Genomic DNA, 24,136 nt, shown 5'->3' with positions numbered 1-24,136 from the left:
TTCCTTTTATTAAAAAAAAATCTATTTTCACCCTACCACTACTTGGCCGTTCATTAGGAGCGGGAGGAGTTTGTCGCGGAGAGCAGTGAGGCGAGAGATTTCTTTCACCTTGTTAAATTGAACATCAAAGATGGGCGCCATCTTTTCTTCAAAGGTGGTAATCAACTTTTTCGGCGGATAAAGAATTGCAAATCGTCCCAATTCATCTTTTGAAACTTCTTTAAATGTGGTTCCGGTTCCCAGATTTTGGATTTGCGGAATATGTTGTTGAATTGTGTAATAAAGGTATTTAGAATATGTCATATCGTTAGGAACCATATTTTTGAATCCCTGATTTGTACACAAATCACATTGAGCGATAGACAGAAGCCCTATCGGAGCTCTGCTTGACATTACAACCGTTCCCTTTGGAACCATTGTCGTGCTGCAAGAATCATAGCCGGCTTGGGTTATGTTCCTTGCACCTTGATAAACGAATTTACAATTTTGATCAGACAAATCTTTGGGCGTTATCCAAACAATTTCACCGCCGTAATTTCCTTCTTCAGTCGTTGAAGGCGTTGAACCATTGAATATTTTGGCAATATCGCAAATTTGCTTTACTTCCCATCCCTCTGGTATTTCCCTTTTGAGGGTGGGGTTGTAGGTCATGGGGCCGCCGGTGCTTTTGTAGGGGTGGCCGTTTTTGTCGGGGAAGTCAAATTGAACAAACCAGTAGTCGTATAGGCGTTTTGCCATTGCTTCGAGTTTCTGGTTCATCTTTTTGTTCAGGGCGATTTTTCTATCAATAAAAGAAAAAAAGTTTCCGATTTTTTCCTGTTCTTTGATTGACGGCAATAAAATTGGAATTGAATTTACAGTGTCATTGGAAAGAGTGTATCGTTGACCGCTTCCGCTTGCATTGTTTTCAAAATACTTTTGAATATAAGACGAATGCATAAAAGCATTCAAATACTTGCCATTTAATTTCCGTTCATCAGGTGTAATTAAAGCATTATGATATCCAAGAACAACATCATCAAAATCATCCGCTATATAAGTCGGAATGCCAATATCATCACGAGTTTCGCTATCCTTCGTGAACGCCACCTGACCTTTTTTTATGGAAAGAGCTTCTATTTCCTTATCACTCGCAGTAGCTTCCATAAACGAATCATGCAGATCTTGTGTAATTGCCCAATTGTGGTAAACATCAACAAAATTGCAAAGCCGAACACTTTTCTGTCCAAGTTTGCTTTTTTTATCAACGCCGCTAATTTCTACTCGGGCGACATCACTCAATTTTACTTTTGTTAATTCCATAATCAATTCTCACCTAGATTCTTCGACTCAACTTCGTTTCGCTCAGGATGACACATGATCTGTGGATCCTATCGCTACGCTCCAGGATGACGCAGCCTTAATTGAATTTCAGATTGCTCAACTGTTTCTGTATTTCCTTTTCCAGTTTGTGGCTTTCGGCGAACATGGCGGCGAGTTCTTCGGTGTCGGCTTTCATCTGGGCGTTGAATTCGTCGGCGGTGATATCTACGTAGTCTATCTTGATGTCGAAATACTGGCCGGCGCTCAGGCTGTAGCCTTTTTCCTTGACTTCGCTGTAGGTCACGACCACGCTGAAGTCTTCGACGGCTTTGGCCTTGCGGAAGGTGGTCACGATTTTCTCGATTTCGTCGTCTTCGAGGCGGACTTTCTTGAGGCCATTCGCGTCCTTGTATTCCTTGCCGAGTTTGCTTGCGTCAACGAGTGTGACTTTGTCGTTGTCAGTCTTTTTGCGGGTCTTGTCGAAGAAGAGCACGCTCACGTTGGTGCCAGTGTTCGCGAATACGTTGCTCGGCATGCTGACCACGCCATAGACGATGTGTTCGTCAACGATGCGTTCGAGGATTTTGTGCTCGATGCCGGATTTCGCGGTGATGAACCCGGTGGGGATAACGATGGCGCCCTTGCCGCCTGCCTTGATGCTGTTCACCACGTGCTGGATAAAGCAGGTGTAGATGGCCATGCTCTCCTTTTTCTTGTTCGGGACTTTCGGCACGCCTGCCCAAAAACGGGCATTCCATTTCTTTTCGATGTCGTCGCGGGTGTCGCAGAAATCCATCTTGAACGGCGGATTGCTCACAACATAATCGAACTGCTTGAGGCTCTTGCCATCGTCGCTCTTGTGGTAGGGTTCCAGGAGGGTGTCGCCCTGCACGGCGTGATCAAGGCTCGAAACGAGTCCGTTCAACAGCAAGTTCAATTTGAGCATCTTGTTACTGCGCTGCGAGATGTCTTGTGCAAAGATGGTGCAGCGGTCTTCGCCAATCTGGTGGCTGAGCGCCATGAGCAAGGTGCCGGTGCCTGCGCTGGGGTCGTAGCATTCTACGTTGTGCAGGTCGGCGTTGTCGCCCACCAAGAGGCGGGCCATGATTTTTGCGATGGCCTTGGGGGTGTAATATTCGGCGTACTTGCCGCCGCCTGCGGTGTTGTAGTCCTTGAGCAGATATTCAAAGATGTCCGAGAAAAAGTCGTAGTGTTCGGCGAAGGCGTCTTCAAAGCTGAAGTTCACGAGCTTATCGACAAGGGCGCGGGCGAAGTTTGCACGCTGGGCGTCGTCGGTCACGAAGATGGTGAGCTTTTCGAAGATGGGGATTTTCGTTTCTTGCGCGGTCTTGGTGTAGAATACGTCCAGGTTGTCCTTTGCGATGGCGACCATGGTCTCGTCAAAAATCACGTCGAAATCGCCCTTGGCCTGCTTGTTCCAGAGGTTTGCAATCAGGTAGTCGGGCTTGAACACCGGGACTTCGGGCGGCAAGAAGAGGCTCACCTTTTCGCGGTCGGCCTTGGAGAGTTTCGCATATTCCTCTTCCCACTTTTCGGACTTCTTGAGAGCCTTCAAACAAGGGTCATTGATTTTCTTGAGTTCGTAGCCGAACTTGTCGGCCATAAACTTGTACAGAAACACCTGGGTAATAATCTTGTATTCGTTGCCGTCATTGCCCATGCCGTACGTTTGGCAAGTGGCCTTGAGAGAGTCGATAAGGGCAATGGTCTTGTCTTTGATGTTCATTTAATTTCCGTAGTAGGCGTTATACTGGTTAATGTACTGCTTGGCGATGCGCTGCTGGATAAACAGGTAATCAGGCATTTCGGGCTTGATTTGCGGGAAGTGCGCGAGTCCGTCTGCGATTTCTTTCATCACAGTCTTGCCGAAGTAGGCATCCTGCTTGAGGATGTCGTTGCGGTCGAAAACCTTCGCGTCAATCGTTCCCTTGATAGTCAAGAGAGCCTGCACGATTTCTTCGTCGAACTTCGAGATGATCGGAGCCTGGTGCTTGGGTTCGCGGGCCTTGTTCTCTTCGCGGATGCGCTTGTGGACGTAGACAAATTTCGTGTCGCCGTTGTACTTGCGCAAAAGGGCTTCGTTTGATTTGCGGAGTTCTTCAAGGCGTTTCAGAATATCGTTCATCGCCTGGTTCTGCTCGTTATAAACGGCAAGATTTTCCGGAGTAAAGCCATGCTTATCAAAGATGCGCTTGAATTCCTGTTCCAATTCAACAAATACGGGGTCTTCGTGATCGAAGTTATCCAGGAACCCGCGGAGTGCGCGCTTGTATTTTTCACGCAGTTCCGTGCCATTGTCGATGATTTTCAGTTCTTCAGTGCCGATGCAGCTAAAGTTGAACTCGATGTTCATCATGGCTTCGTTCACGGCAAACTGAGTCGCTTCGCTATTGGTCCATGCCTCTTTCTGGTTAATCATCGCAATGCGGTGATTCACTTCCGAAAGCATGAGCGGCAACTTTTCGATGTTCAGCTTTTCAAAGTCCTTTTTAAGGGCATCGTCACCGAAGGTGCGCACAAGGTTCATCGCATCTTTCGCGAGTTCCAAAGCCTTGCGCAGTTCAATCAAAACCTTCTTGTCTTCAAGGCTAGAAATTTCGGTAGAGAAAACTTCCGCATTGTCGGTGGTGTAACTGAACAAAGCCTGGCGAGCCACCTTCATGTGGTTGATAAGGGCGTCCTTATCTTCCATGACTTGGTTGTACATGTCGGGCAAGTTATCGTCTGGGTCAGCATCTGCATCGTTGTAGCGGTTCAGTTCCTGCAAATACGCGGCATTGGTCTCGTCGAAATTCTTCTTGATGTCGGCAAAGTCGATCAAGAATCCGCGTTTCATGTTCTTGTACGGGCGATTCACGCGCGTAATTGCCTGCAACAAATTATGATCTTCGATTTTGCGACCGAAATACAATCGCTTGAGGCGCGGTGCATCAAAGCCCGTCAGCAACATGTTGTAAACAATCAGAATATCAATCGTGTAGTTCTTCTTGAAATCGTTGATAATCTGCTTGCGGGTTTCCTTGTCGTCGCTATCGAAGAGAATCAGGCCCGCTTTCAAGTTGATTTTCTGGATGCGGTTTTCATTGAGTTCGTCCTGAATCTCATTGAAGAACTTGTACAAGTTTCGTGCCTGCTCCGAAGATTCAGCAATAATCATGCCGCCAAGGTCGTTGTCGCCCTGCATGGCACGGAACTTCGCCAAATCGTTGATGATGTAGCGGAGCAACGCCTTAACGTATGTGGGGTGCCGAATAATCATGTCCTTCGAGACAGAACCCTTCTCCACCAGTTTCTGCACGCTTTCGTAAGCATCGTTCAGTTTTTTGCGGTAACTGGTTTCGATATCTTCGCGGATAATCTTTAGCGTATAGCCGTCTTGAATGGAACGGTCATAATAATACGTGTGGAAGTAATCGCCAAAGACCTTGCAGCTCGCCTTTTCGCTCCCGATGAGCGGCGTGCCGGTAAGTGCAATCTTGATGGCGTTCTTGTCGGCATTGAAGAGGTTCGAAAGGAAACATCCGCCCGGTTTGTAGCCGCGATGCGCTTCGTCCATAATGAACACGCGTTGCAAATTCGTGGCGTAATTCGGGATTTCCACTTTCTCGGTGTCATTTTCAAACTTCTGGATGTTCACCACGGTAATTTCATCGACACCGGCGTTGCCCTGCAAGGCCTGCTGCGTGCGGAACTGTTCCATGAGTTCCGTGCGGGAATTTGCCGTTGTCACCTTGAGGCCGCGGTTGCTCAATTCTTCGGTTGCCTGCTCCAGCAAATCCAGGCGGTCCACAATAAAGTAGAATTTGGCAACCTTGTTCTGCTTGGCGTAATAGTCCTTGAGGACTTTGCTCAAGTGGAAAGAAAGCGCCGTCTTGCCCGAACCCTGCGTATGCCACACAATGCCGGATGTCGCACCCGCTGCCAGTTTTTCACGGATAATCATGGCCGCAAAAAATTGCTGGTAACGCATGATGTGCTTTTCGTGGCGGCTCTCGATTTGGCCATCCTTCTCTTTTTCGACATGCAAGTAAGCGATGCCGTACTTGAGCAAAAAGAGCAAACGCTCCGGGCTCACCATAGAAGTAAGCACGCGGTTCGTGGGCGTGTTGATATCGAGATTCGTCTTGTATTCCGGATTCTCTTTCAAGACCGGAACATTGAAATCCATCAGCACTCTCTTTTCGAGATCCGCAGGAATCGGCAAATAAGGATAATTGGCGTGGAACGGCGCAATGGCCGCACGCTTAGGGTTCTCTTCCCTGAAGCAGTTGAAACGCGCTTCGTTTTTCGCAGCTGTGCAATAGAATACGCCTTCAATCGGGACAACACCGCCCTTGGCATCGTACTCCATGTTGTTGGAGAAAATCATCAACTGCGTGATGTTGATAAAACGGCGGAACTTTTTCTTCGGGAAGCGTTCGTCATTCATCCGCTTGCTTTCGGCCACCATGCCGCCTACGTTGTTCGGCTTCTTGACCTCGATAAACACGAGCGGAAGCCCATTGATGAACAACGTAATATCGGGGCGAAAACTTTCATCGCCATTCTTGCAAGTGAATTCCGCCGTACAATGATAAGTGTTATTTTCCGGATGTTCAAAATCAATCAAGCGAAGCGGAGAATAGCTAGTAAGTCGCTTGTAGAACTGCTGACCCAAATCATCGTCATCCAGTTCCTTTTGAATATCCGAAAGAACGCTCTGCGCAGAAACAGTTGCAGCCGGATTCAGCTTCTTGAACTGTTCCGCAAAAATGTCCACAAGGATGTTCGTCTCTGGGTCGTAGGGAATCGCCGGCGTTGCGCCAGACTCTGAAATTTTTCCCAAATACGTATAGCCAATGCGAGCCAAATGCTGAATCGCAGTCAGTTGAACGCGCGTCGCTTCCGTAAAAAGATTAGGCATATATCATCCCATCAACAAAACTTGTATGTATATACTTACCAAACAAGAATATAAGTTTTTACAGTGTCAATAAAACGACATTCAACGAAAAAACGCCCACTTTTAAGCAATTTTAAAAAACACAGACGCACCCCTTGACAAATACTGCACAAAAGTATAGTTTTAAATAGTCTTTGATAAAACATCTGCGTTTGAAAAAGCATGTACGCAGAAAGGAGAAAATAATGTACAATACCGCCAATGGCACCGTCACCGATGCTGAAGCCGCCGAAATCGATTCCCTCAACAACGAAATTTGGAAAAACTTTTGGAACATCCCCCGAGAAAAGCGAACCAAAGCCGATTGGGAAAAGTTGCTTGATATCCAGATATTGGTGAAAAAGCAGTAAAAAAATTCTCCGGCTCCCTCCAAAGCCAGAGAATGAAATGTTGTACCCAGTGCCGGCGCATCCCGCGCGCAATCCCGTCACGAATCTCGCGAGCATTCTCGCCGCCGCATTGTCCTTTGCGTTGCAGCACTCGCTGCATCTCGCGGCATTTTCCGCGACGCATCTCGATGCATTATCCTTAGCATTGCAGCACTCGCCGCATCTTGCGAGCATTTTACTCTACATATTTCTTAATCAGTTTCACCATCAGTTTAGCGAGTCGTTCCACTTTGTGGTCACCCACCGTTGCCTTGATATGCGATTCGCCAATGCCGCTGTCATCCGTGAGGAACACGTACGTGCCGCCTGTTGCAAGGTCAAAGAATCTCAGCATAAATTCAGTATCCTTGTCAACACCGCTTGCCGCCACAGGAATCAATTTGATGCCGTTTAAAGCAAAAAGCGTGATGGACTTCTGGAGACTTTCGATAACGTCATCCTCATGGTGCGCGGGAGCATCGAGAATCAGGAACGCAACGCGCGCACGGGCTGACTCATCCCAAGAAAGCTTTTTCAGCGCGGTTTCAAGCGCAGAGTGCACTGCTTCAGGATAATCGCCGCCATCATCAGCATCCTGCTCAGCAACGAAATCTCGAGTCACGGAAACATTCTTGGAGAAGTCATGATGTCGAGTGAGGTAATCATCGCCCTTGTCGCGGTAGAACACGGCAGCCGTACGCAGCGGGATATTGCTTTCCGAGCTCGCGTGGTCAATGATATAGCTAAGATCCGATTTGAGGAACTTAATCTCGTCTTTCATTGAACCTGTCGCATCTACGATAAATGCAACATCGGCACTGGCTTTGGGGCGTTTCACGTTCTTGTGCATAACAACGTTCATGTTGAGTCTTTCATCGCCTCTAGAAGTAATTTGGATTTGCTCCTTGATTAGCGCCCCATCGACAACCAACATGAGATCCCTTGCTCTGACTTCATCGAACTCGCCGTCCATCAGGCCAATCCAACAATAGGCACGCCCGGCATTATCTGTCTTTGTGACAAATTCAACTTTTCTGCCATTGAGGAGAATCACGGAAACATTTGCAGCGCCTCTGCCATTTTGGTCAACCACTTTAACGGCTACAAGTTTCTTCGGGAAGAACTGCCAATAATCGGTTTTGTCGCTGAAGTTTTCGTCATTGATGACATCGTCCCAGAAATACCAATGTTCCAAATCGTTCCACTCGCCAGCGGTGAGGAGTCCCGACCTGCGTTCATTGGATTCGCCGTAGTGTCTTCCGGTTCTTCTAGGAGCAGGTTCGTCACTACTCCATTCACTACTTCCGTCGCTATCCGACATCAGATAAACTTCACTTGTCGAGGCTTCGGCAAATTTACGGCTTGCTCTCGGTGCAGACTTTGCTTTTACCGTTGATTTTTTGGCGGCACTTCTTGATTCTGAAATTCGCGAAGCACTCCCGGCCATCAGCCCGGCCAATGCATCACCGATTCCGCCAGAGCCTGCAACACCTTCGTTAAACCCAGCGGCGACTTTTCCGCGCCGGCCACCGAGAGTTGTTTTTTCCGTCGAGCGTATACCTTCTACTTTTTTAAGAACTTTATCTATATCCTTTGCGAATTTAGCATCCGTCGGATACGTCGAGGTTTTTGATGATGAAGCCATCAACTTCAGCGCACCGCCCGCAGGAGCCGCTCGCTTGGCCTTTACCATCGCCTTTTCTTTGCGACTAGATTCAGACAATCTGGAACCGTCAATAGTCATCATAGTCGTTAAGGCAACTTCTGATTCACTTGCGAGAGAGACTTTGTCTTCTTTGGACTTTTCGACTTTTGTCTTTTCCGTTTCTTCTGTTTTGTTAGCTTCGCCACAGTTCATGCAGAACAATGCACATGCGACTACTGCGATTAAATAGAATTTGTTTTTCATGATGTCCTCCTTTTTTCTTTCAAACTAGCACATTCATTTTTGCGAAACCAACAAATCAGCTTCGAATCTGGATAAATGTTTTTTACGTTCTGCAACGAAAAAATTTTTTCATAAAACTATGATGCACCGCTATTTACTATAATTTGGAATATGCCAGAAAAATTTTCAAAATGGGTCGCATGCTGGGGCAACGCCACATCCATCACCGACCGCAAAGAAGCGACTTACGCTAAAGACTTGACACTCCGCTATCCGATTCGCGCCTGCTTTTCAGGGAGCAAGTTGCGTTTTCATTTTTCAAATCTCACGGGTACGGAACCTGTGACGATTTCCGAGGCATATGTCGCGCATTCCCAGGCAATCTCCGCGCAGTCCACTGCCAGCGAAACAAGTGCCGCGCAGTTCGAGTACGCGCCAACACCGATTACGTTCGGCGGCAAGCCATCTGCAAGCATCCCCGCGGGCGAAGAAATCTTGAGCGACGAAATCGCATTTGACGTGACTGCAGGCGAATCATTCGATGTGAGCCTTTACTTTGCAGATTTCACACAAATGAACGCAGGCACAGCTATCACGGGCCCGCTTTCTGGCGGCAAGTACAGCTACGGCAATTTTGCAAAGTCATCAACACTCCCCGATGATCTCACGCGCAAAACGAACTGGATTTATTTCCTCAACACGATTGACATTTTCACCGAAGAAAAGAACTTTGCGCTTGTCTGCTTTGGCGATTCCATCACGGCACAGGATTGGCCCGATTACCTTACGCTCCGTTGCGCACGCGAAGGGTTCAACAATGTCGCCATCATTCGTCGCGCTGTGAGCGGCACACGCATCCTCCGCGAATACAGCTGTATCACCTACGCGGCTTACGGTCTCAAAGGCGCCACGCGCTTCCCGATTGAAATGAATGTCGCAGGCGCCCGCACGGTCATTGTACAACACGGCATCAACGATATCATCCACCCTGTCGGCGTCGAAGTCAACAAGTTCCGTCCATGGAGCGACATGCCCACCGCAGACGATCTCATCAACGGTGTACGTTCGCTCTACATCACGCACGCGCGCAAGCTCGGTCTCAAGATTTACAGCGGCACGCTCCTCCCGATTTACGGCTGGCGCACCTACAACGAAAATCGCGACATCATCCGTACGGCATTCAACGAATGGCTCCGTACCGCACCAGATTTCGACGGTTGCGTAGACTTTGACAAGGCTGTGCGTGGTCACGATGATCCGAAAGCATTTGCCGCCGGATTCGACTCGGGCGATCACTTGCACCCGAGCGCCAAGGCATACGAAGCCATGGCCGAATGCGTCCCCGAAGAATTATTGAAATAAATTTGACACCTAGCGCGTTAATTATTTATTTTAAAAACATGAGCTTGAAAGATTCCATTAAGCAACTTCAAAAAAGGGAGCACATGACGCAAGACGAACTCTTGCGTCGTCTCGGCTGTTCCCGTAGTAGCCTTATGGATCACGCGACAACCGAAGCGCAAGCCGCATTCCAGCTCGCTTTCGGGAACAATTCCGGACGCATCTCCGAAGCCCCGTCATTCAAGAACGAAGAAGAACTCGAAAAAATTTTAACGTGGGTTCGCAAATTCCCGATCCGCGCATTGCAAAAGAAGGGCCACATTCCCGAGGACGTCAAAGATGCAGACCTCGTTCGCGCCGTGTTCAAGTTCATGCAAATCGGAAGCATCGCCGGATTCGAAAACTATTACGGCGCCACATTGCAATCTGCAAATCCGCAGACATATGCCGCCTGGATCCGCCTTGGCGAACTTCAAGTCAAGCGCTTGGCAACAGAATTCACGCCGGACCGCAACGCCATTATTTCTAACCTGAAATTTTTGCGGACAAATACATTTTTCCACAACAAGAATATCCGCAGCATCGCTCGCGAAGCACTCCGCGCTTGCGGTATCGAGCTCATCGAAGTAGAACCGTTCCTCACGGCACCCACGCCCATTTGCGCATTCTTCTGGAGAGGCTCACGCCCCGTCATCCAATTCCCGACAACGAAGATGGAAGATTCCAAATTCCTGGAAGCGTTGTTCCACGCGGTCGGGCACTTGCTTTTGCACCCCAAGCACACCTCGTGCCTGCAACTCGGTGCACTCTCGCAACCAAAAGTTTCAGAAATACTCGCGGCACGCCCTGAAGAAATTATCGAAATTGAAGCCGACCGTTTCGCGCAAGACATCCTCCTCACCGAAGCCGAGGAATGCGAACTCATCTGCTGCGGCCGCTTTAATGAACGCCGCTGCATCCAGCATTTTTCCGGCGTATTCCATGTGCGCCCGGGCATCCTTGTCGAGCGTTTACAGCAACAGGGCAAGCTCAACCGCCGCACGCTTTTAAACGATTTCAAAATCGCGGTATAAAAACGCGCGCATCTCGTATAAAAAGGAGAAGCCCGCTCGGAGGCGGGCTTGACAACAAAAAGTCGCGCGCGTCTCGTAAAACGCTCGCGGGCTCTTTTACAAATTAATAGTTCACACCGAAGAACAGGTTCCAGCTCTTGAAGCTCTTCTTAAAGTCTACCTTCGTAGCAAGGATGTTGAAACCAAAACCGGCTTCAAGCTGAACGGCAGAATTGTGGAAGAAGTTCAAACCGACTTCACCGCCCAAGCACATACCGAAAGCACCAATCCAGTCATCAAAGAATGCGTCTACTTGGAAACCAAGACCAATACCGGCACCAATAAACGGAGACATGACTTCATCAAGTGGAGAATAACGTCCACCGAGAAGCATATTGCCTTCAAGTTCCCAATCCGTGCCAAATTCGGCATGCCAGTTCGAAATCGCCGTAATAGCGCCATGAGTCGTCATTTCCCAAATGTGACCATAGCGGATAAGCGGGAAAGCCGTGACCTTGTCCTTTTCAGGATTCTTCACGTCGTCTTTATAGTTACTCCAGAAAGAAAGGCCAAACGCAGCCGTCTGGAAACTATAGACCGGACGTTGGAGTTTCTTCTCCGGTTCAACAGTATCATAGTTCTGGGCAAATGCCGCAAGGGCGAGGAAAGTAATGAGTACTAATATCTTTTTCATGGTAAGAAATATATAAATTTTCAATCAACATGAATAAAGCCGCTATTATTGTTGCCGTTTCGATGCTCCTGAGCCGCGTACTCGGGATTTTCCGTGAAATGCTCCTCGCCCACGCCGCCGGCGTGTCGCTCGAAAAAAACGCTCTCGACCTCGCTTTCATGATTCCGGACATCCTGAATCACGTGGTCAGCACCGGATTTTTGTCGATTATCTTCATTCCGATTTTCACAGGCTACAAAGTCGCAGGTGACGAGAAGGCGGGCTGGAAGTTCTTCAGCAACGTGCTCAACACGTTCGGACTTGCACTTTTGATTCTCGTGATTCCGGCGTTCATCTGGATGAAAGAACTCATCTCGCTCTTGACAGTCGATGGCGTGACGCCCGAGCTCTTGGAACGCGCAACATACTACGGACGCATTATTCTGCCGGGGCAGATTTTCATCTTTGTCGGTAGCATCCTCGTTGCCGTCCAGCACACTCGCAAGCAGTTCCTGATTCCCTCCCTCACGGGCCTTATCTACAACATCGCCATTGTGGGCGGCGGTGCCGCAGGCCTTTGGCTCAGCAACCACACAGGCAACGATTACGGTCTCTCGGGATTTGCCTGGGGCGTTCCGGTCGGCGCATTCATCGGATTTTTCGCACTCCAGATTTTTGGCGCCAAGCGCGGCGGTGTCCATTATGAATTTATCATTGAACCGAAGCATCCGGATATCGCACGTTACTTCAAGATGATGCTCCCGATGTCTCTTGGCGTGGGCTCCATGTTCGGCCTTGAATTTATCATCCGTAGCTTTGGTGCAAACTTTGGTACAAGTGGCATTTCGAGCCTCAACTACGCCTACCGCGTCATGTACACGCTCGTCGCTGTCTTTGGCTTCTCGGTCAGCGTCACGAGCTACCCCGACATGGCGCGTCTCGTCAAGGAAGGCGACTTCCCGCAGCTCAACCGCAAAATATGGAAAAGCCTCTCGCGCATGTTCTGCATCTTGATTCCGGCAGTCGTCGCCGTGTGGGCTTTGAGCTTCCCGGCCGTGCGCATCCTCTTTGAACGTGGCGCATTCCACCGCGAAACGACCGAAGCGATTTCTGAAATTCTCCGCTGGTACTTGCCCGTAAGCCTTGGACTTTGCCTGCAGGCAGTTCTCGTCCGCAGCTTCTACGCTTGCGAACGCATGTGGGTCCCGACACTTTTGAACACCGGCATTTTTGCAGCGACCATCCCGGCCTACATTTTGCTTGGCGCCCCCGAAGTGGGTCTTGGCATCAAGAGCGTCCCGATTATCGGCGCTACAGGCGCCATACTGCAAGTGATTTCGATGATTTTCATGTGGGCTAAAAAGAACGGCACCGACGGCATGAAAGAGGCCATTTTCAACATGGCACGCGCACTCGTCGCATTCGGCATCATGATTGCAGCCGCCGTAGGCCTTGATCACATTTCGGGAGATTTCGTCCGCAACGCAAGCTTTGTAACACTCGTCGTTTACGCCTGCGCCGCAGGGATTGCGCTCTTTACACTCACGCTCATCATCCAGCGTTACCTCGGCAGTAAAGACGCGAAGGACATCCTGAACGAGCTCTTAGGAAAGGTCCTCCGCAAGCTGCACCTCGCACGTTAAGCACCTTTGTGTCATGCCCGCTACCAATCTTGTCATGCCCGCCACTGAGCGGGCATCTCCTTCTTGTAAGGCTTAAAAAGGAGATTCCCAATCAAGTCGGGAATGACATCGTACTACAAATTATCCCCGTTTTCGTCACTTTTCACGGGTGGATAAATTTCTTCGGGCAACGATCCGTAGCTAGAGACTTTATCACCTTCAAATCCATTGATCATCCATTTGACGAACCCCACAGTTCCGCCAAGCACGGCACCAGTTGCAAAGCCTACCCCAGCAGCACTCAGTGCAACAAGTTTGAGAGGAAACAGGCGAATATCCATTACATCCACTGCACGGAGATGACCACTACCATTCGTAGCCATGAACCAACCGGGTATTGCCAATGTTGTTCCCGTATTCGCACCATAACGAATCATGGGGTTCGGGTTCTTGCTTGCTGCACAACCAACAAGGCTCAACACAAGCAACACGCAAACGACTAGCTTCAAAAAACTCATACTCGCAATATAGATTTCTAATCCCAGGATTCTGAATTTACCTTAATTTTGCTCCGTATTCAGAATCAGAATTTGCGGGCGGTAAAATTTCTTCTGGCAAAGGATCAGCTTTGGGGATATCATCATTTTCAAAGCCGTTGAACATCCACTTGAAAAAGCCAACTGTTCCACCTAATATGGCTCCAATTACATAACCGGCACCCGCAATACCTAGCGATATTCCAAGAACCGTTATGTAATCATCCTCAGCCTTCTTTTGGCTTTCGGTCTTACAGCTATAGCTATGACAATCGTCGTCATCATCGTCATCCAACGCGGCAGCAAGCGCTGTAACGCCCACAGCACCCACTAAGCCAGGAACCGCCAAAGATGCACCCGTATTCGCACCATAACGAATCATGGGGTTTGGATTCTTGCTCACGGCACAGCCTACAAGGCTAAGCGCAAGCAACATACATATGACGGCTCTCATTAAACTCATACTCGTAATATAAAGCGACGGCTTTATTTTGCCAATAGCACAATAAAATTTTATGATAATCTAGCAAAAATTAAGGATAAAGCGCAATAAAAAAATCCGGCAGATTTCCGCCGGACTCTCTTAATTTACAGAGCCTTCTATTTTATCAAAAGTTTCGTCGAATAATTGCTATTTGCGCTGCGAATATTCACGAAGTAATTTCCCGCGCGCACTTTCGGCAAAACTTGCGACGTTCCAAATGAAACGTTCGCCGAGCCGTTCCATACAACGTGTCCCATCGCATCCATAACCGTCACGCGGTCATTCTCGCGCAACCCGGAAATCGAAATTTCACGACCGTTCACACTCACTTTCGGCAATGCAAAATTCACGTTGTGGATTTTCGAAAGCGAAGTAGCTCCACAGCCAATAACATCCGGCCTCCCGGCGCACGGATCGTCCTTGTACAAAGGCGCCACGGCTTCAGCCCACAAGCGGTGCATCGACTGTCCGCCCTTTGGTTCAGCCGGGTGCACGCCATCACTTGTAGAAAGTTCTTCGGGATGTTCCAAGAAATAACTGTAGAAATCAGGACCGGCAGGTAATTCGTTATCTTTAGTGAGTTTGTCAATGGCGTCGAGGTAATCCTGATGCACCTGCCACTTTGCAATTTCGGGATTCGTCGCAATCATGCGGGCAATAATCGGAGTAATACCATGCGCTTTTGCCGTATCGATAATCGTCTGCAAGTTCTTCGTGAATGTTTCGACATTCGCATTGCTGCCGCCCCAGGCATCGTTTGTTCCCATTTCAATGGCCCAATACCTCACGTTCCCCACATATTCCGCGTAATACTTGAGCGCATCGACAACGCCCTGGCTCGTGACGCAACCAATGCCACCGCGAAGCATCGCCGGGTAATAATCTTCAAAACGCGCGTGAATCAACTGCGCAAAATTCGAATCGACTGCAAATTGCTTCATGCCCATCTGGCTGATGCTCGTGCCCATGAAGAACCACGTATCATTTGCGCCATCACTAATGTCGTAAGCGCCGACTTCCTCGAGATTTTTCACCGGGGATTCCGCCACGATGCGGAACCAGGACTTCCCAGCAAAATCAATTGCAAGCCCACGGGACATGGCACCGCTCTCGCCCACCTCGGCAACCGTTTCCCAGTCGCCATCGACGCCGTTTGTCGAATTCGCAGACGTCATCACCTTGAAATTCTGGAGGCTCGCCGATGCATCCACGGAATGTTGGCAGCTCGCCGCGTGGACATATTTTTCGCCAGCCCAAGATTCGTCACCGCGCGTCTCCCACGTGATGAACAGCTTTGTCGGACCCTCGCCCACGTTCAACGCAAAATCCGACACCGACGAGACCTGGTTAAAGTCGAGCTTTCCATCGGTATAGACTTCCGGTTTCCAGTTGGAATTGACAGCGCCCGCCACGTAGAGATTCTTGCCCAGACTCACGTTCGGACTCGATGTAGCTGCAAAAGCCCCAAAGGAGGCTCCACTCAAAGCAGAAACAAGCGCGGCATTCAAAAATACGCGCGCAAACTTTTGTTTTTCCATATTTTCACCCCAAAAACTTAAATACCTTTTCGGAAAAATAAATTATTATGGGGCAAATATCTCAAAAAATTGATTCAGGTGTGGACATTTTTGTCGAGAGATGTTCCTTACCTTCCGTTATCTCTCAAGCGATAGAGTACGCACGCGATATCAATCGGGCGCGGCAAGCTCATTTCACGACTCAAGCCTTGCGGCAAGTTGCGGAACCCGACATTCTTGATTTTTTCGCAAAGCGCATTGATACGTTCCATGATTGTCGCCTTCGCAGACTCGCCATTAGCATCGTTGTTGCTTGCGGCATTCTGGCAAAGGTTCAACAACATGAAGCCTGCACCGAATCGCTGTTGCTTATCCACAAGCGCACCCGCCTTAGACGTATCCGAGACAAGGAAACCGATTTGCAGTAATGTATCGCCAGAGATTTTCACTTTCACCTGACGCTCTACAGCAGACGCAGGGCGGAGTGACGGGAGCAAAGGCTTCACGTATTCGGCAAAGTCGCGGCACTGCGGTTCTACAAACGCAGGCAATCCCGGCACGATTTTTGCGCCATCCCCGCCAACCAATCCAGCAGCCACATTCTTTCCATTGATTCTTGCGCATTCCGCCTTGTACGATGCCATCACGATGATGTTGTCCGCCAAGTCCAAAAAGTCTCCGCAGGCACCCGCCACCAGAATAAAGCTACGTCCCTTGATTTCACGGATGCGGTCCGTCAACGGGATAAGCGGTTCGCGGTCATCGCCCAAAAGTTTACGCACGCGTACATCGCGAATGAGGAAGTTCACAGCAGAAGAGTCTTCGTCAATCAAGAAGACATCGCTCCCCGCTTCCATTGCTTCCATCAAGTTTGCGGCCTCGCTCGTCGAGCCCGACGCACAGGCCGTCGTAAAGTTCTTTGTCGAAATTCCACCCGGCAGGTCACGCACAAACTGCGAAAGGTCCGTGCCGCGCACGCTGCGGCCATCTTCGACGCCCACGCGCACCGCCGATTCGCTCACGACTATGCCTTCGCGACCGTCTCCCGGGATATGCGGGTAAACAGATTTCGTCAAAGCTTGCAACAAAGTCGATTTTCCATGGAACGCCCCGCCCGAAATCACGGTAATGCCTTTCGGGATTCCCATACCGCGAATTTCGCGACCATTGGCGACAAGCGTCACCGCCATTTCTTCGGGCGCCACAAACGGGACAGCCCCATCCATCGGGAGTTCACTCAAACCCGATGCACGCGGAAGCACGGCGCCATCCGGCACAAACGCACAAAGTCCACGTTCTTCGAGCTGCGACAAGATTTCCTTGCGCTTGGCAAGTACGCGGTAATGCTCGACAAGTTCCGGCTCCACGCCATCCTTCTTCGATTCGCCCGAATTGTACAGCGCAGCCGACACCAAGTCCGGCAAGACCATCGTCAAAATTTCGGCAGCAGCTTCCGCCTGAATCTTGCGGCCGTCGCCCGGCAAGCGCACCTGCAAACACGCACGCAGCTCGCCATTGTCCACCCAGAGCGCATTTCGCACTAGCATTTCAGGTCCAGCAGTGTCAAAGACGACCGCCGCATCCCTGTCGGGGTACTTCTCGCGCACAAGCGCCGAAAGCCTGCGATAAAGGTAATCGCTCAATGCCAGGCGGCGTTCAAAAGTGCCCCCCCATTCGCTCGGGAACCCAAGCATCAGCAAACTCGCCTTGATCATCACACGCGATGCCGGCGCATACGGGTCACCCTGCACATGCAGGAATTCCAGCACAAAGTCTCCAAAATCCCATGAGCGGTCCGCCAAGGATTTGTAAAGACCGTAATTTTTCCCTTGTAAACTGCGAATTTTTTGGTAAAGAGCTTTCATATACATAAAATTAATTAATCTAGACCAATAATACACCTAATATTTACGCACATTTTACGGCACTTTAACATTTGTCCTGTAAAAAAAGAATTAAATTCTAGAAGTGAACTAACTCTTTTACATGCAAATCAGGAGTACAACCCATGAAAAAGCTTTTCTTTTTTGCCTTGATGATGGCATTCCTCTTCACGACCGCCGTCGCTGACGAAGAAGATCCACCTCCGCGTGGCAAATCCGCAATCGTCAACATCGTTACCGAACCGCCTAACAGCGACGTGTTCCTCGGTGGCGAACCTCTCGGCAAGAGCCCGATTAAGGATAGAGAAGTCAAGTCTGGCCGCCAGACGCTCGTCGTCATTGACCAGGGCTTCGAACTCGTCAACAAGCGCGTGAACATTTGGCCGGGCAAGGACAGCCGCAACAATCTCGACTTCAGCACCAAGATTCCGAAGGGCAACATCAAGATCACGACGAATCCGCCGCGCTGCCTCATCTTCGTTGACGGTGAACAGGCCGACAAGACTGACGGTGCCGAACTCGTTGTCCGCAGCCTCGATGCTGGTGACCACGTTGTGCGTGCCCAGTGCAGCAACCGCAAGAGCGCCGAAGCCCTCGTGAAGGTCGTTGGCGAAGAAACGGTCGACGTCCATCTCGACGCTACCAGCGGCAAGAAGAAAAAACGCTAATAGCAATTCGAAATTCCTGGATCCTTCACTGCGTTCAGGATGACGAAAAAAGCGACTTTTTTCAAAGAACTCCCCTTTTGGGGAGTTTTTTTTATGTTTTTTTTGTATGTTTATAACATAATGTTTTAATTCTAGGAGAAAAAAATGTCAAAAATTTGGCTTTTCGCCCTTTGTGTAAGCTTTGCTCTCTTTACCGGTTGCGCCAGTGATGGTGGCAAAAAAGTCTCCCGCCTCGATGCAAATTCCGTTACCGATCTCTCTGGCAGCTGGAACGATACTGATTCCCGCCTTGTTGCCGACGAAATGATCAATGACTGCCTTGGCCGTCCGTGGTACAGCCAGTTTGCCGCACAGAAAGGTTCTGTGCCGACCATCGTGATTGGCAAGGTCCGCAACAAGAGCCACGAGCACATCCGCGTCGAAACCTTCATCAAGGATATCGAACGCGCCCTCATCAACTCCGGCAAGGCTGAATTCGTCGCCAACTCCAACGAACGCGAAGATCTCCGCAACGAACTCGCCGACCAGCAAGGCAACACCACCGAAGAAACCACCAAGGATGCCGGCATGGAAATCGGTGCTGACCTCATGCTCACCGGTACCATCAACTCCGTCATCGACCAGGAAGGTGGCGAACAGGTGGTCTTCTACCAGATCGACATGGAACTCACTGACATCCAGAGCCACCGCAAGGTTTGGCTTGGCGACAAGAAGATCAAGAAATACGTAGCCAAGAGCAGCGTGAAGTTTTAGACTTAATCAGACACCGTCATTCTGAACTAGATCCTTCACTTCGTTCAGGATGACGTATTCTAAGCTCAAAGTTCTAATAACTGAGAAGGCTCGCACCAGCGAGCATTTTTTATATAAATTTGCCTATATGAGACGACTTATATTATTCCTTGCAGCGACTTTGTTTTTTACGGCTTGTGCAAACAAGTCCATGACCCGCTACGAAGCCCTTGCACCAGTCTTTGAGCACAACGGCTACGATGCCACGATTTCCGAAATCAAGAAACAGCAAGACGATCTTTACGGCGAAAAGACCGAGTTCCTCTATTACTTTGACCTGGGCGTGCTCTACCACTACAACGGGAATTACGCAGAAAGCGCAAAGAACTTCGATAAGGCAGACAAGATTTACGACGACCTCTACACGCGATCCATAACAAACGAAGCGGCCGCCATCGTCACAAACGACAACATCCGCCCCTACAGAGCCCGCCCCTTTGAAATACTCGTGCTCCATGAAATGCAAATCATGAACTATCTCGCGCAAAAGAATGTCGACGGGGCTTTGGTCGAAGTGAATCGCGCCCTAAAGGCAATGACGGAGCTTTATCAAAAGGATAACGACAAGACAAACGACAACGGATTCTTGCGCTACCTCACGGCAATCGTCTACGAAATGGCTGGCGAACCGGACGAAGCCGCAATCGCCTACTACAAGACGGTCAAGGCCTACGATGAAAACATCCTGAACCTCCCCAAAGAAGCCCGCGAATTTGTCATTGAAAATTTAAAGCGCTCCGACCGCGAAGACGATATCAAGGCACTCAAGCTCGACAACTCCATCGAAACGCCAAAAGCCAAAGCCGCTTACGATCTCGGCCAAGAAATCATCGTCGTTGGTTATGCAGGCCACGGCCCCATCCTCACCGAACTCAAAATGTCAGGTACTTACGTGAGCGGAGGGCTTCTGAACCTCACCTACAAAGACAGCAAGACGGGCCAAATTACAAGCACCAATCTCGGCGCCCCGCCAGTCGCAGGAGCAAGCAACGGCGAGACATTCCATATAAGCTTTGCCCTCCCCGAAGCCCATTCATTCAGAAGTCAGGTCCAGCGCTTTAACGTCACTGTGGACAACCAGTCCGGCATACGCCCCGAAAAGGTGATGGCGCTCGACAAGGAACTCGAAATGAACCTCAAGGACGACTTTGCAAACACCATGACACGCACAGCCATCCGAGTCGTGCTCCGCACCATTGCCGCTCAGGCTGCCAAGAAGGCCATGGAAACGGACAACGCCCTCTTTAACCTTTTCACAAACATCGGTACAGACATCGCACAGGACCAGATGGAAAAAGCAGACCTCCGTATAGCCCTCTTCTTGCCGAATTCCTTCCAGATGACAAGAATTCCTGTAGAACCGGGTTCACACGAAGTCTCCGTCGCAGCCGAAGGCGACAGCGGCACAGTCAAGGTATTCAATTTTGGCAGTATCCCCGTAAAAAAAGGCGAAAAGAAGTTCATATTTGTACCGGCAATCAAGTAACTTGGACATAAATAGGCGAAAAAGCACCATTTTCTGAATTGTAAACACCTTTTTTCTAAATAATTATTTAGTTTCAAGGCAAAACATCCTAGGAGCAATAAATCCATGAATTTTAAAATCATTTTCGCAGCGGCAGCTTTGCTTGCCACCCAATCCTTTGCCATTGCAGGTATCGGCGCCCACTACACCCCGGCTGTAGGAACTTCCCTCAATGAAGCTAAAAAATCCGAAATTTTCAAGGGCCAGGACAAACTCCAGTTCAGCCATGGCAACTTTGACTATATCCAGGGTTTCGGCTTTAAGGCTTGGGTAGACCTCCTCCCGTTCATCGATATCGAAGGTACTTTCAATATCCAGTTCGCTTCTTACAACGCCTCTCTCTGGGCAATGCGTGACGACGGCACGTTCAAGGAAATCCCGATGGAAATCGAACTTGGTGGCACTCCGTTTGCAAAGGCTACCCCGAAGTACATCGCCATGAACGCAGACATTTCCGTCACCTACCCGTTCTCCATCCCGCTGTTCCCGATCCGTCCGTATGTTGGCGGCGGTCTCACGATGCACTGGAACACCTTCGTCTTGAACAAGGCCTTTGTGGCAAATGTCATCAAGGACGCTTATGGTGAAGCAGCAGCATCCAACGCAAATGAAATTGACGTAAGCAAGCTTGCCGACAAGGTTGTCGACTACGCCAAGGACGAAGGCCTCACCAAGAGCATTGGCATCCACCTGCTCGCCGGTGTCCGCTTCAAGCTCCCGATCATCCCGATTGCAGCATACGCTAACGTCAAGTGCTACCTCGGTGGCGACTACGACGACGATATCGATGCAGGTCACTTTGCATTCGAACTCGGTGGCGGTTTCGCACTTTAATCCATCAAATTTTGTATATAATATAATTGGTTAGAAGAGAGTAGGTATCCAAGAATGACTCAGAATACAAGCAGCACCAACATCCTCATCATCGAAGATGAAATTGCCATTGCCGAAGGCCTCGTAGACCTCTGCGAGCTCAACGGTTACCGCGTCAAACACGTCATTGACGGCGAAAGCGGCCTTGCCGAAGCACTTTCCGGACAGTACGGACTTGTACTCCTGGACCTCATGCTCCCGGGCATGGACGGCTTTACCGTTTGCGACAAAATTCGCGAAAAAGACAAGAGCCTCCCGATCATCATTCTTTCTGCAAAGAATTCCGATGACGATATCATCAACGGGCTCAAGTTCGGCGCCGACGACTACATCCCGAAGCCGTTCTCCGTGCCGATGCTCCTTGCGCGTATCGAAGCTGTGCTTCGCCGTAGCCGCCAGACGATGGAAAATGAAGGCAAGCTTGTTGCCGGCAACCTCCGCGTGAACTTCCGTGAATACACGGGCGTCCGCGGTACAGAAGAACTGGCATTCACCCGCAAGGAAATTGAAATTCTTGAATACCTCTGGAACAACCGCGACCATGCCATTCCGCGTTCCGAACTCCTCCGCAAGGTCTGGGGTTACGAAAATGCAGAATCTGTGGATACCCGTACGGTTGACATCCACATCACCAAGCTCCGCAAGAAGATCGAAGACGATCCGGCTCATCCGAAGCTGCTCGTCACGTTCCGCGGTGAAGGTTACCAGATGCGCTCGGCTCCAGAATGCGAGAAGTCAGTATAAATAAATTCTCTACATACCTCTCTAGCAAGTACAAGGCTCTTCGGAGCCTTATTCTTGCCTCTAAAGATCGTCTCATTTTTGTGGCGATTTTTATCGTTATTGCGATTCCCGTAATAATGCTTTTAAGCCATTCCTATGCACAGTTGCAAGCGTCGTCGCTCTTTGGCTACAAGGAACACGCGTTCTCTGTGCTCCAGAATTTAAACAAGAACATCACGGCTGACCTCGCCATCGAAGACAGGCGTTCTTATGCGGACTACCGCTTTATACGCTCGGTTCCTGTGTTTGGCGGCGAAGAAATCACGATGTCCGAGCTTGCGGAATTTCCGCAGAGGAGCCATTATGTTGGGCTCGTCGGGCATTTCCAGCTGGATCCCTCCGGAAAGTTGAGCACGCCCGTTCTCCCAGATGGCGTGCTTGAAAAGATCCCCATGGTCGACAGGGTCAAACGTGTCGCCATCCGTAACAAGATAAGCCTTATTCTCAACACCTCGGGATTTTCCGCCATCTCCTCGCCTGCAGTCGCATCGACATCGAGCAGCATGGAAAAAGCGGACTCGACGCAAAAGAACGACAGCAGACTTATCGACCAGATTTACAAGCAGGACCTCGACATTGCGAGCACACGCAAAAAGAAAAAGAACAGCAAGCACCGTGTCGAACAAATTACCGAAACTGGCGACTTTGCGTTTGGAGTCGAATCCACAAAGCTCGATACGACCGGCCTTCTGGTCCGCTTGATCAATACCGAAACGACGCATTCCATGGAAGCTGAAATCGACTTCTTCCAGGCTATTGTCGATTCGAACTACATCATCTTCCACCGCACAGTTAGACGCGGTACAGACGTGTTTATCCAGGGCTTTATCGTCGATGCACGAGCTTACCTCACGAACCTCGTGAAAAACGAAATCGAGAAGTACAAGGGCGTTACAAAAGGCAATCAGCAAGACCCGCTCGTGCTCGCCTTCTTCCACAAGAACAAGTCCTTTGTCGCTTTTGGTGAACGCAACAACATCACGACGGAACTCCTCTCCGAATCGTTGCAGGCGCCTCTCTCGGATATCACTTTCAAGATGTACACCACACAGCGCGCCCCGGGCGGAGAATTCGTATTCTTCATCGGGTTCCTGATGCTTGCGGTACTTGGAATCGGCCTTATCTCGATTTACCATGTGACACAGAGCCGCGTGAAGCTCGCCGCGAAGCGCCAGGACTTTGTCTCCGCCATTACGCACGAACTTAAGACGCCTCTCACGGCCATCAAGATGTACGCCGAACTGTTGCAGAACTCCTGGGTGGCTAGCGAAGAAAAGAAGCAAAAGTATTACGGCCAAATCGCCAGCGAAGCCGACCGTCTCTCGAGACTTATCCAGAACGTGCTGAACCTCTCGAAGCTCGATGGCAATCGCTGGAACGTGCAGCTCCGCATGGACAAGCCAAAGCAGGTCCTCGACGACTTCGTCTCGACTTACAGCAAGAACGTCGAAAAGCAGGGTTTCGAGCTTACAGTTTCTTCGGACACGGATGCCGATAACATCAGCCTCATGATCGACCGCGACGCCATCATGCAGATTCTGATGAACCTCGTTGACAACTCGCTCAAGTTCTCCAAGAACGCAGACTACAAGATGATCAACGTGGAACTGCGCATCAAGGGCACCGACATGTACCTCGCCGTACGCGACTACGGTCCGGGCATTCCGCCTTCCGAAATGAAGAAAGTCTTCCAGGAATTCTATAGAGTCGAAAACGAAATGACAAGACAGACGAGTGGCACAGGCATCGGACTTTCGATGGTAAAGAAATTGTGCACTTTATGTAATATGAACATAGAATTGGAAAACGCTAACCCCGGTTTGCGCACAAAAATACACTTCCCAAGTCTGTCCATTTAAGTTTTCA

19 protein-coding genes are annotated in these 24,136 nt (G+C 49.7%); 10 read left to right on the top strand and 9 right to left on the bottom strand.

The genetic code is table 11. The annotated features are described in order from the left end of the window. Nucleotides 1–27: 27 nt before the first annotated feature. The 3 genes from B7991_RS06260 to B7991_RS06250 form a co-directional block, all read right to left on the bottom strand. The gene (locus B7991_RS06260) at nucleotides 28–1,302 is read right to left on the bottom strand and encodes a restriction endonuclease subunit S (RefSeq protein WP_088630073.1); all 1,275 of its coding nucleotides are present in this window, start codon (nucleotides 1,300–1,302) and stop codon (nucleotides 28–30) included. Nucleotides 1,303–1,399: 97 nt separating this feature from the next. Continuing rightward, the gene (locus tag B7991_RS06255; RefSeq protein ID WP_088630072.1) at nucleotides 1,400–3,049 is read right to left on the bottom strand and encodes a class I SAM-dependent DNA methyltransferase; all 1,650 of its coding nucleotides are present in this window, start codon (nucleotides 3,047–3,049) and stop codon (nucleotides 1,400–1,402) included. Next, the gene (locus B7991_RS06250) at nucleotides 3,050–6,226 is read right to left on the bottom strand and encodes a type I restriction endonuclease subunit R (RefSeq protein WP_088630071.1); all 3,177 of its coding nucleotides are present in this window, start codon (nucleotides 6,224–6,226) and stop codon (nucleotides 3,050–3,052) included. Between the two features lie 224 nt (nucleotides 6,227–6,450). Here B7991_RS06250 and B7991_RS14825 point away from each other — a divergent pair, with 224 nt between their 5' ends. Then, nucleotides 6,451–6,615, top strand: coding sequence for a hypothetical protein (locus tag B7991_RS14825; protein WP_176421767.1), 165 nt, complete (start codon nucleotides 6,451–6,453; stop codon nucleotides 6,613–6,615). Nucleotides 6,616–6,829: 214 nt separating this feature from the next. Here B7991_RS14825 and B7991_RS06245 read toward each other — a convergent pair whose 3' ends face one another. Further along, nucleotides 6,830–8,542: a hypothetical protein gene (locus B7991_RS06245; protein WP_088630070.1), complete on the bottom strand. Its 1,713-nt coding sequence runs from the start codon at nucleotides 8,540–8,542 to the stop codon at nucleotides 6,830–6,832. 150 nt (nucleotides 8,543–8,692) lie between these two features. Between B7991_RS06245 and B7991_RS06240 the strand changes: the two genes are divergently transcribed. Next, entirely contained in the window at nucleotides 8,693–9,883 is a 1,191-nt protein-coding gene (locus tag B7991_RS06240; protein WP_088630069.1) for an SGNH/GDSL hydrolase family protein, read from the top strand. 83 nt (nucleotides 9,884–9,966) lie between these two features. Then, complete coding sequence (locus B7991_RS06235) at nucleotides 9,967–10,935, top strand: ImmA/IrrE family metallo-endopeptidase (protein WP_088630068.1); 969 nt, start codon at nucleotides 9,967–9,969, stop codon at nucleotides 10,933–10,935. 103 nt (nucleotides 10,936–11,038) lie between these two features. Here B7991_RS06235 and B7991_RS06230 read toward each other — a convergent pair whose 3' ends face one another. Further along, complete coding sequence (locus B7991_RS06230; protein WP_088630067.1) at nucleotides 11,039–11,608, bottom strand: hypothetical protein; 570 nt, start codon at nucleotides 11,606–11,608, stop codon at nucleotides 11,039–11,041. Nucleotides 11,609–11,637: 29 nt separating this feature from the next. Here B7991_RS06230 and murJ point away from each other — a divergent pair, with 29 nt between their 5' ends. Further along, nucleotides 11,638–13,230, top strand: a complete 1,593-nt coding sequence (gene murJ / locus B7991_RS06225) for a murein biosynthesis integral membrane protein MurJ (RefSeq protein ID WP_088630066.1) — start codon at nucleotides 11,638–11,640, stop codon at nucleotides 13,228–13,230. Nucleotides 13,231–13,343: 113 nt separating this feature from the next. On the opposite strand, the gene B7991_RS06220 is transcribed toward murJ, so the two are convergent. The 4 genes from B7991_RS06220 to B7991_RS06205 form a co-directional block, all read right to left on the bottom strand. Further along, nucleotides 13,344–13,727 carry a hypothetical protein gene (locus B7991_RS06220; RefSeq protein WP_088630065.1) on the bottom strand — a complete coding sequence of 128 codons (384 nt, stop codon included), beginning with the start codon at nucleotides 13,725–13,727 and terminating at the stop codon, nucleotides 13,344–13,346. Between the two features lie 37 nt (nucleotides 13,728–13,764). Further along, a complete protein-coding gene (locus B7991_RS06215; RefSeq protein WP_088630064.1) occupies nucleotides 13,765–14,208 on the bottom strand; it encodes a hypothetical protein in 444 nt (147 codons plus the stop codon). 137 nt (nucleotides 14,209–14,345) lie between these two features. Beyond that, complete coding sequence (locus B7991_RS06210; RefSeq protein WP_176421766.1) at nucleotides 14,346–15,767, bottom strand: T9SS type A sorting domain-containing protein; 1,422 nt, start codon at nucleotides 15,765–15,767, stop codon at nucleotides 14,346–14,348. A 107-nt stretch (nucleotides 15,768–15,874) separates the two neighbouring features. After that, a complete protein-coding gene (locus B7991_RS06205; RefSeq protein ID WP_254917868.1) occupies nucleotides 15,875–17,611 on the bottom strand; it encodes an ABC-ATPase domain-containing protein in 1,737 nt (578 codons plus the stop codon). Nucleotides 17,612–17,754: 143 nt separating this feature from the next. Here B7991_RS06205 and B7991_RS06200 point away from each other — a divergent pair, with 143 nt between their 5' ends. From B7991_RS06200 to B7991_RS06175, 6 genes are all read left to right on the top strand, one after another. Next, nucleotides 17,755–18,297, top strand: coding sequence for a PEGA domain-containing protein (locus B7991_RS06200; protein WP_088630062.1), 543 nt, complete (start codon nucleotides 17,755–17,757; stop codon nucleotides 18,295–18,297). Between the two features lie 144 nt (nucleotides 18,298–18,441). Further along, nucleotides 18,442–19,050: a penicillin-binding protein activator LpoB gene (locus B7991_RS06195; protein WP_088630061.1), complete on the top strand. Its 609-nt coding sequence runs from the start codon at nucleotides 18,442–18,444 to the stop codon at nucleotides 19,048–19,050. 160 nt (nucleotides 19,051–19,210) lie between these two features. Next, the gene (locus B7991_RS06190; RefSeq protein ID WP_088630060.1) at nucleotides 19,211–20,575 is read left to right on the top strand and encodes a hypothetical protein; all 1,365 of its coding nucleotides are present in this window, start codon (nucleotides 19,211–19,213) and stop codon (nucleotides 20,573–20,575) included. A gap of 105 nt (nucleotides 20,576–20,680) precedes the next feature. Continuing rightward, a complete protein-coding gene (locus tag B7991_RS06185) occupies nucleotides 20,681–21,448 on the top strand; it encodes a hypothetical protein (RefSeq protein WP_088630059.1) in 768 nt (255 codons plus the stop codon). A 54-nt stretch (nucleotides 21,449–21,502) separates the two neighbouring features. After that, nucleotides 21,503–22,231: a response regulator transcription factor gene (locus B7991_RS06180; RefSeq protein WP_088630058.1), complete on the top strand. Its 729-nt coding sequence runs from the start codon at nucleotides 21,503–21,505 to the stop codon at nucleotides 22,229–22,231. Beyond that, entirely contained in the window at nucleotides 22,213–24,129 is a 1,917-nt protein-coding gene (locus B7991_RS06175) for a cell wall metabolism sensor histidine kinase WalK (RefSeq protein ID WP_088630057.1), read from the top strand. Before B7991_RS06180 ends, B7991_RS06175 begins: the two co-directional genes overlap by 19 nt. Nucleotides 24,130–24,136 lie beyond the last annotated feature (7 nt).

It is taken from the genome of Fibrobacter sp. UWB3 (genome assembly GCF_002210405.1).
GTDB lineage: Bacteria > Fibrobacterota > Fibrobacteria > Fibrobacterales > Fibrobacteraceae > Fibrobacter.
This window is presented reverse-complemented; position numbering and strand designations above follow the sequence as displayed.